At 66.7% G+C, this 12508-nt stretch carries 11 protein-coding genes and 2 tRNA genes; 6 read left to right on the forward strand and 7 right to left on the reverse strand.

The genetic code is table 11. The features are described from left to right. Positions 1 to 95 precede the first annotated feature (95 nt). Positions 96 to 1280 (forward strand): CaiB/BaiF CoA-transferase family protein, encoded by a 1185-nt coding sequence (locus tag JW030_RS02815; protein ID WP_241095525.1) that lies wholly within the window; start codon positions 96 to 98, stop codon positions 1278 to 1280. A 46-nt stretch (positions 1281 to 1326) separates the two neighbouring features. Next, the gene (locus JW030_RS02820) at positions 1327 to 2493 is read left to right on the forward strand and encodes an acyl-CoA dehydrogenase family protein (RefSeq protein ID WP_188045776.1); all 1167 of its coding nucleotides are present in this window, start codon (positions 1327 to 1329) and stop codon (positions 2491 to 2493) included. A gap of 19 nt (positions 2494 to 2512) precedes the next feature. On the opposite strand, the gene JW030_RS02825 is transcribed toward JW030_RS02820, so the two are convergent. The 3 genes from JW030_RS02825 to JW030_RS02835 form a co-directional block, all read right to left on the reverse strand. Beyond that, complete coding sequence (locus JW030_RS02825) at positions 2513 to 2839, reverse strand: hypothetical protein (protein WP_241095526.1); 327 nt, start codon at positions 2837 to 2839, stop codon at positions 2513 to 2515. 325 nt (positions 2840 to 3164) lie between these two features. Further along, the gene (locus tag JW030_RS02830) at positions 3165 to 4403 is read right to left on the reverse strand and encodes an ammonium transporter (protein ID WP_188045775.1); all 1239 of its coding nucleotides are present in this window, start codon (positions 4401 to 4403) and stop codon (positions 3165 to 3167) included. Positions 4404 to 4611: 208 nt separating this feature from the next. After that, complete coding sequence (locus tag JW030_RS02835) at positions 4612 to 5913, reverse strand: ion channel protein (RefSeq protein ID WP_241095527.1); 1302 nt, start codon at positions 5911 to 5913, stop codon at positions 4612 to 4614. 201 nt (positions 5914 to 6114) lie between these two features. Between JW030_RS02835 and JW030_RS02840 the strand changes: the two genes are divergently transcribed. Next, the gene (locus JW030_RS02840) at positions 6115 to 6687 is read left to right on the forward strand and encodes a potassium channel family protein (protein ID WP_188045773.1); all 573 of its coding nucleotides are present in this window, start codon (positions 6115 to 6117) and stop codon (positions 6685 to 6687) included. A 66-nt stretch (positions 6688 to 6753) separates the two neighbouring features. On the opposite strand, the gene JW030_RS02845 is transcribed toward JW030_RS02840, so the two are convergent. Next, positions 6754 to 6843: transfer RNA gene (locus JW030_RS02845), tRNA-Ser, on the reverse strand. Positions 6844 to 6949: 106 nt separating this feature from the next. On the opposite strand from JW030_RS02845, the gene radA reads away from it, so the two are divergent. Both radA and JW030_RS02855 read left to right on the forward strand, forming a co-directional pair. Beyond that, positions 6950 to 8296: a DNA repair protein RadA gene (radA, locus tag JW030_RS02850; RefSeq protein ID WP_188045772.1), complete on the forward strand. Its 1347-nt coding sequence runs from the start codon at positions 6950 to 6952 to the stop codon at positions 8294 to 8296. Positions 8297 to 8328: 32 nt separating this feature from the next. Beyond that, on the forward strand, positions 8329 to 9831 hold the full coding sequence (locus JW030_RS02855; protein WP_188045771.1) for a malate:quinone oxidoreductase: 1503 nt from the start codon (positions 8329 to 8331) through the stop codon (positions 9829 to 9831). A gap of 203 nt (positions 9832 to 10034) precedes the next feature. Here JW030_RS02855 and JW030_RS02860 read toward each other — a convergent pair whose 3' ends face one another. After that, complete coding sequence (locus tag JW030_RS02860) at positions 10035 to 10790, reverse strand: HAD-IIB family hydrolase (protein ID WP_188045770.1); 756 nt, start codon at positions 10788 to 10790, stop codon at positions 10035 to 10037. 105 nt (positions 10791 to 10895) lie between these two features. Here JW030_RS02860 and JW030_RS02865 point away from each other — a divergent pair. Next, a tRNA-Pro gene (locus JW030_RS02865) sits at positions 10896 to 10969 on the forward strand. Between the two features lie 85 nt (positions 10970 to 11054). On the opposite strand, the gene JW030_RS02870 is transcribed toward JW030_RS02865, so the two are convergent. Together JW030_RS02870 and JW030_RS02875 are read right to left on the reverse strand one after the other, a co-directional pair. Further along, a complete protein-coding gene (locus JW030_RS02870; protein WP_188045840.1) occupies positions 11055 to 11798 on the reverse strand; it encodes a polyprenol monophosphomannose synthase in 744 nt (247 codons plus the stop codon). Positions 11799 to 11826: 28 nt separating this feature from the next. After that, complete coding sequence (locus JW030_RS02875; RefSeq protein ID WP_188045769.1) at positions 11827 to 12495, reverse strand: GntR family transcriptional regulator; 669 nt, start codon at positions 12493 to 12495, stop codon at positions 11827 to 11829. Between the last annotated feature and the right edge of the window lie 13 nt (positions 12496 to 12508).

Raw genomic sequence — 12508 nt, forward strand, 5'->3', positions numbered from 1 at the left:
CAGTCAAAGGGGTCAGTGAAGTGCAGAACTACCATGCCGCGGGTCATGGCGCTCGCCTAGACTGGGCGCACCACCGGCGAGGCGAAGGAGCTCAAGTGAACGCGCAGGATCCCCAGGTGAACGGCCCCCTCTCGGGCGTTCGCGTCGCCGATTTCTCGCGAGTGCTCGCGGGGCCGTATGCGACGATGCTGCTCGCCGATCTCGGCGCCGACGTCATTAAGATCGAGGGCCCCGAGGGCGATGGCACACGCCAATGGACGCCGCCGGCGAACGCGGTTGGTCAGAGTACCTACTACGCCGGCGCGAACCGCGGGAAGCGCTCGGTGGTCTGCGACCTCCGGGATCCTGCCGGACTCGCAGTCGCCACCGAGCTGGCCCAGAGCGCGGACGTCGTCATCCAGAATTTCAAGCCGGGCACGATGGAGCGCTTTGGGCTCGGGTACGAGGCGGTCGCCGAGCAGAATCCTGGCGTCGTGTACTGCTCGATCTCGGGATTTGGTGACGCGGAGGGTGCCGAGCTGCCCGGCTACGACCTGCTGGTGCAAGCGGTTGGCGGGCTCATGAGCATCACCGGGCAGGCTGAGGGAGAGCCCACCAAGGTGGGCGTCGCGCTCGTGGACATCATCACGGGGCTGAACGCGGTCATCGGCATTCAGGCGGCGCTTCGGGCGCGCGACGACGAGGCTTCCTCGGTGCGGGGCCAGGGGCAGCACGTCCGCGTCAATCTGCTCTCGTCGCTGCTGTCCGCCCTCGCAAATCAGGCGTCCTCGACGCTCGAGACCGGGGTGTCCCCGGGCCGCATGGGCAACGCGCATCCCTCGATCGCGCCGTACGAGACGTTCGCGACGGCCGACCAGACGATCGCCCTCGCCGTCGGCACCGACGGGCAGTTCGCCCAGCTGGCCGACGTGATCGGGGCCCCCGGGCTCGCGAGCGATGCCCGATTCACGAACAACGAATCGCGGGTAGCGCACCGAGCCGAATTGCGTGAGGAGCTGGAGTCGCGACTGCGCACCCGCCCCGCGACCGACTGGTTGCCGGAGTTCGCCGATCGCAAGGTCCCCGCCGGACGGGTCAACTCGGTCGCCCAGGCGCTCGAGCTCGCCGAGTCGCTCGGCCTGGATCCTGTGGCGAAGACGCCGGCGCTCGCCCCGGACGGGACGATGCACCCGGTGCGCACGGTCGCGAATCCGGTTGGGCTCTCGCTCACCCCTGCTCGCTACACCAGCCCGCCGCCGGGACTCGGTGAGCACGATGGCGCCACCTGGCTACCGCGCTAACCCACAGACTGCACCCCACTATTTCTGAAGCTCAAAGGAGACCCGCATGACCACCACCATTGATGCCCTGTTCAACGTCGCCGACTTCGTGACGGAGGAGGAGCGCGCCTGGCAGATGAAGGCGCGCGAGTTCGCCCAGACCCGCATCAAGCCGGTCATCGACCAAGACTTCGAGGATCGCCGCCTGCGCCTCGACCTCGTCAAGGAGGTCGGCGCGCTCGGCTTTTTCGGCATGTACATGGAGGGCTACGGGATGGCCGGCGCCTCGTCGGTCGCCTACGGCCTCGTCGCGATGGAGTTTGAGGCCGTCGATTCGGGCTTCCGCACCGCGCTCTCGGTGCAGGGCTCGCTCGCCATGGGCGCGATCTACAAGTTCGGCTCCGAGGCGCAGAAGCAGGAGTGGCTGCCGCGCATGGCATCGGCCGAGGCCATCGGCTGCTTTGGACTGACGGAGCCGCAGGGCGGGTCGGACCCGTCGACCATGATTACGACGGCGAAGCGTGACGGTGACGAGTGGGTCATCAACGGCAAGAAGCGCTGGATCGGCCTGGCCACCGAGGCGGCCGTCGCCGTGATCTGGGCGAAGGACGAAGAGGGCATCGTGCGCGGATTCGTTGTGCCCACCGAGACCCCGGGCTTTGAGGCCCGCGCGATCGAGAACAAGCTCTCGATGCGTGCGTCACTGCAGTGTGAGATCGACCTCGTCGATGTGCGCCTGCCAGCCGACGCGATCCTGCCGGGTTCGAAGGGGCTTTCTTCACCCTTCAAGTGCCTGAACGAGGCGCGCTACGGCATCTCGTGGGGGGTCATGGGCGCGGCTCGTAACTGCCTCGAGGTCGCGGTCGAGCGCTCGCAGACGCGCGAGGTCTTTGGCTCGCCGATCGGCGGCAAGCAGATTATCCAGGCGAAGCTCGCGGACTGCTTCCTCGAGTATCAGAAGGGCCTGCTGCTCGCGCTGCACCTCGGCCGCCTGAAGGACGCCGGGACGCTCACGCACGGACAGATCAGCGTGGGCAAGTTGAACAACGTGCGCGAGGCCATCAAGATTGCGGGCACGTGCCGCGCGATCCTGGGGGGCGACGGCATTACGAGCGACTTCCCCGTGATGCGTCACATGGCGAACCTCGAGTCGGTCCGGACCTACGAGGGCACGGACGAAATCCATGCCCTCGTGATCGGCCGCGAGCTCACCGGCATCGCCGCGTTCGCGTAACCCTTTCGCAGGATCCGCGCTACGCGCGGGTCCGGTTCGCCGGGCGGCCGCTCGGGCGACGCACCAGTCCCACACGGGTGCGCGCCTGACGGCCGCTCGCGCGTTCAACGGTGACGTGCCAGCCGTGCTGGGCGAGGTGGCTGAGGTCGCGCTTTGCTGCGCGATCAAAGTGCTCGGTCTCAACGATGTAGGTGGTCTGGCCTGCGCCGCGGTAGACAGAGCGGTGCTCTGCCCAGTTGGGGATGCGGGGACCGGCATCGTCGCCGAGGTCGTGGTAGGGGGTGCTGTATCGCGAAGCCGACGGAGCGCTCTGCTCCAGCGTCGCGGAATTGGACTGGTACTGCATGATGTTTCCTTTCGAGTCGCCCTCCATACGGGAGAGCGTCGAGGTGCCAATTGGGCTACCTCGAAATTGCTGGCGCGAAGCCAGCCGCGGATGAACCGCGAGAGTGAATGTGGCCGGCAAGTGTGCGGGCCGTGATTGCGAGAGCGAAACGTAAGAGAGTGGACGCGCGGAGGGTGGTGGTACACCAGCTCGGCATCAAGAATCAGACTCGATTGATCAAGATATCACGGGCGGTGGCGGAACGCAAGCGGGCGTCCAAGAGTGTGGCGGTATGCCGTACTCCTGGACGCCCAGTTGCGGGGGACTGCGGGGTGTTGCCGGGCGGCTACCGGCCGGCTTCTGCCAGGGCGTAGGCCTGCTCGCCGTGTACGACGGTGTCGATGCCCGCGAGCTCGTCCTCGCTCGTGATGCGGAACCCGATGGTCTTCTGGATCGCGAATCCGATGACCCAGGCGACCGCGAAGCTGTAGAGCATCACGGCGAGCACGGCGATGACCTGCACGGCCAGCTGGCGGGCGTCGCCGCCGACGAAGAGCCCGGTCTCGGTCGCGAAGAAGCCGAGGTACAGCGTCCCGATCATGCCGCCGACGAGGTGGATCCCGACCACGTCAAGCGAGTCGTCGTATCCGAGGCGGAACTTCCAGTCGACCGCGATCGCACACACGACGCCGGTGACCGCACCGAGCAGCAGCGCCCACGCCGGCGTCAGGTTTGCGCAGGCAGGGGTGATGGCGACGAGGCCCGATACGGCTCCCGAGGCGGCGCCCACCGCGGTCGGCTTCCCGCTCCGCATCTTCTCGACGACCAACCAGCCCAGGATCGCGGTGCCCGCGGCCCCCAGCGTGTTCAGGATGATGAGACCAGTGTTCGCCATCCCGTTGAGCCACTCGGCGCCGGCGTTGAATCCAAACCAGCCGAACCAGAGCAGCGCTGCACCGGTGAGCGTGAGCGGCACGTTGTGCGGCTTCTGGATGCCGGGCTTGAAGCCGATCCGCTTGCCCAGGATGAGGGCGAGGGCGAGGGCCGCGGCGCCCGCGTTCATGTGGACCGCGGTGCCACCGGCGTAGTCGATCACGGCGATGCCCGAGTCCTCGCCGAACAGGGTGTTGCCGAGGTTCATGATCCAGCCGCCGCCCCATACCCACGCGGCGACCGGGAAGTACACCGCGGTGGCCCAGATGCCGGCGAAGACCATCCACGAGCCGAACTTGGCGCGGTCAGCAATTGAGCCCGAGATGAGCGAGACCGTGATGATGCCAAAGGTCGCGCCGAACGCGACACCGAGCAAATCGGGGGTGGAGGTGTCACTTGCCGCCATCGCCGAGAGGCCGAAGTCCGAGAAGGGGTTGCCCGCGAAGTCGCCGGGGGAAGAGACGACCGACATGTTGTAGCCGTACAAGATCCAGAGGCCGGCAACCAGGCCCATCGCGCCGAAGCTGAGCATCATCATGCTGACGACGCTCGTCATCTTGACGAGCCCGCCATAAAAGAATGCGACGCCGGGCGTCATCAACAGCACCATGGCCGTTGAGATGATCACCCAGGCAATTGTTCCGGTATCCATAGTCGTTCCTCACCGCGTAGAAGGGGGCACAGAATCGAGACAAGAACTGCTCGTGTCGACAGCATGCCCGCCCGATGTTTCCGCGGGCGGCAGAGTTCTGTTTCCATCGCGTTAAAGTTGCGGGGCCTGATTTCCGGCGTGTAACGGGGTGGGTAGTGCGCCGAGCGTGGAGCATCTCGGTATCGATTCCTGCTGGCCGGTTCCGGGGCTAGGTGTGGCCGAGGGGTTGGTCCTGCCCGCGCTGCCGTGCTGTCCGCGGCTCACGTGCAAGCATTTCTGGGGCGCGAGCGACGAGGAGCCACACGGGCAGCACGACGAAGCAGAGTACGGGCAAGAGGCGCACGTCTCCGGAGACGACAACGGCGATGAAGATAGCAATCCAACCGTCACGGGACACGGCGAGCACCATGCCTAACGTGCCGCAACCGATCGCCAGCCCCAGGGGTATCTGCGGGAAGAATGCCTGGCAGAGCATGCCCACGGCAACCCCGATAAAGACTGCCGGGAAGATCCGTCCGCCACGGAACCCCGAAGTGGCGGCGATGAGCAGGGCGCAGAGCTTGATGCCCACGATTCCGATGAGCTGCCATGCTGTGAACGCTCCGGCTTGATCGACGAGTTCCACCATCTGGGTGCTTCCCTTGAACAGCGTGATCGGACCGCCCAAGGCGCCCAACAGGCCCAACAACACACCTCCCAGGGTCGTGTACAGAAGGGGCATTTTTAACGTGCGAAACAGCGAATAGAGCGGTTGAAACAGGACGGATCCCACAAGCCCGAGGAGAGCCGCGACGCAGGCGACGGCCACGGCGGCCGGCAAGAGTTGCAGGAGCGGGCCCTCGGTGCTGGGCACCACGGGCGGTCGCAGTTGCTCGGCCCCGAGAAACGCCATCGTTATCGAGGCGACGCTGGCGGAAAGGAGGGGGAGGAACAATCGGTCCCACAACACGCCGCCGGACTTCGCCGCCGCAACCACACCGGTCAACACGAGTATCGCCGCTATCGGGGTTCCAAACAGTGCCCCGATGGTTCCGGCCGCGGACACCATCACCACCAGTTCGATGTCCACGCGCGGAAACACGTGGGTGACCAGGGCGACCAGCAATGCCGTGTTGATGGCGATGATGGCGGACTCTGGTCCGAGGCTCACGCCGCCGGCCAGCCCCAATACCGTCACGAGCGCCAGACCCGGAACCGCGCCGAGCGACATTGGCGGCGCGATGAGCTCGACGGTTGCCGAGTCTGTGCCTGCGCGACCGGGAACGAAGGTGGCGATCAGTCCCACGGAAAGCCCGATCAGGCTCAATACGCCAAAGATCCACCACCGTGAATCGGGCGAGACGCCGAGGGCGTTCGGCAGGTGCACCCAGAGGAGTCCTTCAAGCAGATGCGCGGCCTCGTCGACCGCGAAGAGGCCCACTGCAGACACTACGCCGACGACGAGCGCTGGCACCGACAGCTGGAGCAGCTGTCGGACCGACGGGACTTCCTGCTCACCCAAGGTGGTCACGGTCCACATGCTACGCGAGCATCAGGTCCTTGTCAGGAGCGGGAATTGACGAGCGCTCCTCGCATCAATCTCCACGCCGCACCTCCTCAAATGGGGCTCCGGGCTGAGGCGGCTCCGATTAGAGTCAGGCCATGCACGTTCGCAGGGAGGTGGCCATCGAGGACGGTTGGCTCTTCCCCGAGAATCCGAGAGGGCGACGCCATGGATCCCAGCACGAATCGACCGGAATTCACCCAGCTTGACTTTGCCGGCAAGCTCCGCGTCGTACTGGCTTCCATCCTGCGAGTGGCACTGATACTCACGGGGTCCTTCGCGCTGTACTTCCTCATCCCCATCGATGGCTTCAACGCGGAGAATCCCCTGGCCGCCTGGATTCGGCTCTCCGCCGTAGTGCTGGCCTTTGTCGGAGTACTCGCGCTGCAGGTACGAACCGTGGTGGCGGCAGACGTGCCCCAGATCCGGGCGGTTGAGGCCGTCGTGGTGAGCGTGGTCTCATTCGTGCTGCTCTTCGCGTTGCTCTATCTCTCGATCTCTACGAGCGACGCGTCCGCGTTCAGCGAGCCGATGGACCGTGTGGATGCGCTGTACTTCACGTCAAGCACCTTCACCACGGTCGGGTTTGGGGACATCGTCGCCACGGCAATGCTGACGCGCGGCCTGGTGTCGCTCCAGATGATCGCCGGTCTTGGCGTTTTATGGATGGTAGCGAAGGTGGCCTTCTTTGCTGCGCAGCAGGGACTGCAGCGAACACAGGGCGAGCCTGAGGCGGAGTGACTCCCTCGCGAAAGAGAAAACCCCCGCGATCCCAGTTTTTTCACGGGGATTTGCGGGGGTTCTCGGTGGCGGTGACGGTGGGATTTGAACCCACGGTAGGGGTGAACCTACACAACATTTCGAGTGTTGCACCTTCGGCCGCTCGGACACGTCACCGCTAGCAATATTACGCAAGACCGGCACGGAATAAAAATCGAGGCGCTCTGTTCGGTGTGCCGCCCGGAAATCCGGGGATGTCGGAGGCCCCGGCTAGGCTTTTGGTATGGCCAAGTCGAGCGGATTCGCGTGTTCTGAGTGTGGCTGGCGCGCCCTGAAGTGGGTGGGGCGCTGCGGTGAATGCCAGCAGTGGGGCACGGTGGCCGAGGTGGGTGCTTCCCCCGGGGCCGGCACCGGCAAGCGCACCACCGCGACAGCGCCTGGCCTCGCGCGAGCGGCGAAGCCCATAACGAGCCTCATCGGAGCCGAGGTGAGCCACCGGCCCACCGGTATCGGCGAACTCGACCGGGTGCTCGGCGGCGGTCTCGTCGCCGGCGCCGCGATCCTGCTCTCGGGCGAGCCCGGGGTGGGCAAGTCGACGCTGCTGCTGGAGGCGGCGGCGAAGGCGGCGAGCACGGGTCAGAAGGTGCTCTACGTGAGCGCCGAGGAGTCGGCCGGGCAGGTCCGCATGCGCGCCGGGCGCACGGGCGCCCTGCACGAGTCGCTGTTCTTCGCGTCCGAGACCGACCTGGGTACTGTGCTCGGCCAGATCGAGGCGGTCGACCCGGCGCTCGTCATCATCGACTCCGTCCAGACCATCGCAAGCGATGCCATCGACGGTATTGCCGGCGGTCCGTCGCAAGTGCGCGAGGTCGCCGCGGCCCTCATTCGCACCGCGAAGGACCGCGATACCCCCGTCATCCTGGTCGGGCACGTCACCAAGGACGGCCAAGTTGCCGGCCCGCGGCTGCTCGAGCACCTCGTCGATGTGGTGTGCCACTTTGAGGGCGACCGGCGCAGCGCGCTCCGCTTCCTGCGCTCGCTCAAGAATCGCTTCGGCCCCACCGACGAAGTTGGCTGCTTCCAGATGAGCGGGACGGGCATCGAGGAAGTGCCCGACCCCAGCGGGCTCTTCCTGAGCGACCGCACGGAGCCGGTCAGCGGCACGTGCACGACGATTGCGCTCGAGGGACGGCGTGCCATCCCCGTTGAGGTGCAGGCGCTCGTCGTCCCGGCGACCAGCGGTGGCAATCCGCGCCGGGTGATGAGCGGCGTCGACGGCAGTCGGGTCGCCATGCTGTTGGCCGTGATCGAGCGGCGGTTGAACGTTGCCGTCGCGGGCTGCGATGTCTACGTGTCCACCGTAGGCGGCCTGAGGCTCACCGAGCCGGCCGCCGATCTGGCGATCGCCCTCGCCCTGCTCTCCGCGATCAACGACTCGCCGCTTCCGCACACGCTCGCCGCGTACGGCGAAGTCAGCCTCGCGGGCGAGATCCGTGCGGTGTTGGGCGGAGCCCAACGCGAAGCCGAAGCCACACGCCTGGGATACAAAAACCTGATCGAGTCCCAGTTCGCGACCCTCGACGGAGTTCGCACGAGCCTCTTCGAGTGGCAACCTGCCCCAGCGAGATAGGGCGGCTCAGAAGCGAGATAGACTTGACCACCGTGAGCAGCAACAACACCGTAGACGTCGTCCTCATTGGCGGCGGAATCATGAGCGCCACCCTCGGTACCCTCCTTGCGGAGGTCGAGCCCGAGTGGTCGATTGCTCTGTACGAGCGCCTCGGCGCGGTCGGCGAAGAGAGCAGCAACGCGTGGAACAACGCCGGCACCGGCCACGCCGCCCTCTGTGAGCTGAACTACATGCCCGAGGGGGCAGACGGCAGCCTGTCGCCCGACAAGGCCATCGACATCAACGAGCAGTTCCAGCTGAGCCGCCAGTGGTGGGCCTCGCTGGTCGAAGACGGCACGCTCGGCGAGCCGAACGACTTCATCAACTCGACCCCGCACATGACGTTCGTCATGGGCGAGGCAAACGTTGACTACCTGCGTCGCCGCTACGAGGTCCTCAAGCAGCAGCCGCTGTTCTCGGATATGGAATTCAGCGACGACCCCGCCGTCATTGCGGAGTGGGCCCCGCTGCTCATTGAGCGCCGCAAGAAGGGCGAGGCGGTCGCCGCGACGCGCTCCGAGAGCGGTACCGACGTCGACTTCGGCTCGGTCACGCGTCAGCTCACCGCGCACCTCGAGAGCACGGGCGTCAAGGTGCACCGCGGCCACGATGCGCGCAAGGTTCGTCGCCGCGCAGACGGCACCTGGGACGTCTTCGTGCGCAACCAGTCGGGCTACGGCACGACCGTCGTCAACGCGAAGTTCGTCTTCGTCGGCGCGGGCGGCGGCGCCCTGCACCTGCTCCAGTCCTCGGGTATTCCCGAGATCAAGGGCTTCGGTGGCTTCCCGATCAGCGGCCAGTTCCTGCGCTGCGACAAGCCCGAGGTGGTGGCGGAACACCAGGCGAAGGTCTACGGCAAGGCGTCGGTCGGCGCCCCGCCCATGTCGGTGCCCCACCTCGACACCCGCGTCGTCGACGGAGGCACGAGCCTGCTCTTCGGCCCATACGCCGGGTTCACCCCCAAGTACCTGAAGAAGGGCTCCTGGTGGGACCTCTTCGGCTCGATCCGCCTGCACAACCTCATGCCCATGATCCAGGTGGGCCTGCGTGAGATGTCGCTCGTGAAGTACCTCATCACCGAGGTGCTTGCCGGCAACACCAAGCGCATGCAGGCGCTGCGCGAGTTCATGCCGACCGCGAAGGACGAGGACTGGTACCTCATCACCGCCGGTCAGCGTGTGCAGGTCATGAAGAAGGACCCGCAGAAGGGCGGCGTGCTGCAGTTCGGCACCGAAGTCATCACGGGAGGCGAAGGCACGATTGCCGGCCTGCTGGGCGCCTCACCGGGCGCCTCGACCGCGGTTCCCGCGATGCTCGGCGTCCTCGAGCGCTGCTTCCCCGAGAAGTTCGAGCAGCAGTGGCGCGCGAAGTTCCTCAAGCGCGTGCCGGCGCTCGGCACGGGGGTCAACCACGATCTGGCCGCGACGCAGGCAACGCTGGCCGAGACCGCCCGCGTGCTGAACCTCACCGGTTCCGCCGTGGCACGGGCCGAATAGCCAACCACTCCTGTTTCGCCCGAACGGGGCTCGTCGAGTGACGGGCCCCGTTCGGCGTTCCTGCCCGTGCCTGCCCGGATCCTGGTGCCGAGACGTCTGAATCTGCGGCATCACGTGAGCTGAAGCCGCAGATTCAGACGTCTCGATGGAGCGGAGTCGGCAGGATCCTGCCGGCCCCAGGTGCGCGAAAGCGCCAGCAGCGCCTACGGCGCGAGCAGCCCCTCGAGGAAGGCGGCGGTGTCCTCCCAGCCCTCCACGGCCTGGCAGCGCACGCCCATGGCGAGCACCGGGTAGTCGTTTCCCTCGGGGTCCAGGCGGTCCCCGACAAACAGCATCTCTGCCAGGGGGACGCCGGTGTGCGCCTCAAGCTTGCGCATGCCGTGCGCCTTGTCGATGCCGCTGCGGGTGATGTCGACCGAGGTCGAGCCGCCGCTGCGCACCTCGAGGCCGGGCAGCCGGTCGGCGACGGCCTGGCGAAGGGCGCCCTTGCGCTCGCCCGTCGGGTCCCATTGCACCTTCTCATCGACGGGTGCGCGCTGGCCGAGGGCGGAGAAGGTGACCTGCGAGCCGCGATCCTCCAGGATCTCGCCCCAGACGCGTGACTCCCAGAGCCCGAGCCGCTCGGCCTCCTCGCGCAAGGCGGTCAGCGCCGACGCACGCTCATCGGGCGTGAGGTTTTCTTCGTACACGCTTACCCACGCGCCGCCCTGACGCCGCACATAGCGGGTGCCGCAGGTTGGCATCAGGTGCAATCGCTCGAGCCGTGACTCGGGGATCGCACCGAGGCGGTCGAGGATCTGGGCCTCGAACTGGGCGAAGTTTCCACCCGAGATGACCGCCACGCTGGTCGCTTCGAGTAGCCGCTCCAGGAGCCCGAGCATGCGTGGGTCGAGCGGGGACTTTGACGGGGCGAGGGTGTCGTCGAGGTCAAAGGCGATGAGTGCGGGGAGGGAAGTCACACGTCTGATTCTTCCACGTACGCCAGCGTGCCCCGCCCGGGAAGCGACCTCATTTTCGTTTTTCGCGCAGCGTTCGGTAGGGTTGTCCTTGCATGAAAATGCGATCGGGATGTGGCGCAGCTTGGTAGCGCACGTCGTTCGGGACGACGGGGTCGCAGGTTCAAATCCTGTCATCCCGACAAATTGCCCCGGAACAACGTTGAGAAATCAACGAGGTTCCGGGGCTTTCTTGTTTCAGTCCAGGGCTTCGCGCCCGTGCCGTTCCTATTTCGATTTGGAAAGCGGTGTTCCGGCGACCGGTGTGGGGAGTCGGCCCGGCCGGAACCGGCGCATGAATCCCCACCGAAGCACCGCATAGAGCGCCTCCAACACGATCGCGGCGCTCATCTTCGACCTGCCGCCCTCGCGCTCGACGAAAGTGATCGGAACCTCGACGATGCTCGCCCCGAACCGCTCAAGCGTCCAGGCGAGTTCGACCTGAAAACCATAGCCGTGTGAGGTGAGGGTGCCGAGGGGCACCGACGCGAGTGCACTCGCCCGGATGGCGCGGAACCCGCTCGTCGCGTCGCGCAGCCGAGAACCGAGCACCAGGCGCGTCACCGCGGTGCCCGCGCGTGAGATCCACTGTCGATATCGCGGCCAGCCGTGAATGACGCCTCCGGGGACCCAGCGCGAACCCAGGGCGAGATCGGCCCCTCCCGCGACCGCCTTGAGCAGAGACGGGAGCTGCTCGGGCAGGTGCGACCCGTCGGCGTCGATCTCGATGGCCACTGTGTAGCCCTCGGCGAGTGCACACTCAAACCCCGCGATGTACGCCGTCCCGAGGCCCAACTTTCCCGGCCGATGCAGCACGCGAACGGCCGGATCCTGCGCCGCCAACGCGTCGACGATCGCGCCCGTGCCGTCGGGGCTCGCGTCGTCGACGACCAAGATGTCGGCGTGCGGGACCGCGGCGCGCACTCGCGCGATCACGGCCCCGATGGTGGCCGCCTCGTTGTAGCTCGGCATCACGACGAGAATGCGGGGGAGCGCCACGCTACTTCCCCGCGAGCGCGCGCAGGCCGTCGGCGTCGTGCGCAGACGTACCGTCGCGGTGCTCGCGCATCAGCCGCTCAATCTCGGCGGGAACCGCCCCCGCGGCGATGCGGTCGAGCAGCTCGGTGTGTTCCTGCGACAGCCGTTCGGCGATGTCGGCGCTGTACCCGATGACGGCCGCCCGGACGGCGGCAATGCGCAGCTGCCCGCGCTCGAGCGTCTCGCGCAAATACCGGTTCGGGCAGGCCGACTGCAGGATCCGGTGGAACTCCAGGCTGCCTTCGTTGTAGCGGTGGAAGTCGCCGTCTCGGTGCGCCGCGTCCATGTCTCGGTTGAGTTCCCGTGCGTGGTCGAGCTCGTCAAGCGTGAGGTGCGGGGCCGAGAGGGACACAGCGAGCGCCTCGAGCACGGCCTGCGTCTGCATGACGTCGCGGTAGGCGTTCGGCCCCACCTCCGCCACGCGCGCGCCGCGATGGTGCTCGACGATGATCACGCCCTCGGACTGCAGGCGGCGCAGCGCCTCGCGTACCGGAATCATGCTCACCCCGGTCTCGCTCGCGATGATGCCGATATTCAAGTTCTGACCTGGAACCAGCCGGCCGCCGACGACGCCCTCAAGCAGGTGGTCATAGACCCGTTGAGACTTGCTCGGCGTCGGGGAAGCGGTCATATCAATCACTGTA

The organism is Leucobacter sp. CX169, from assembly GCF_017161405.1.
GTDB lineage: Bacteria > Actinomycetota > Actinomycetes > Actinomycetales > Microbacteriaceae > Cx-87.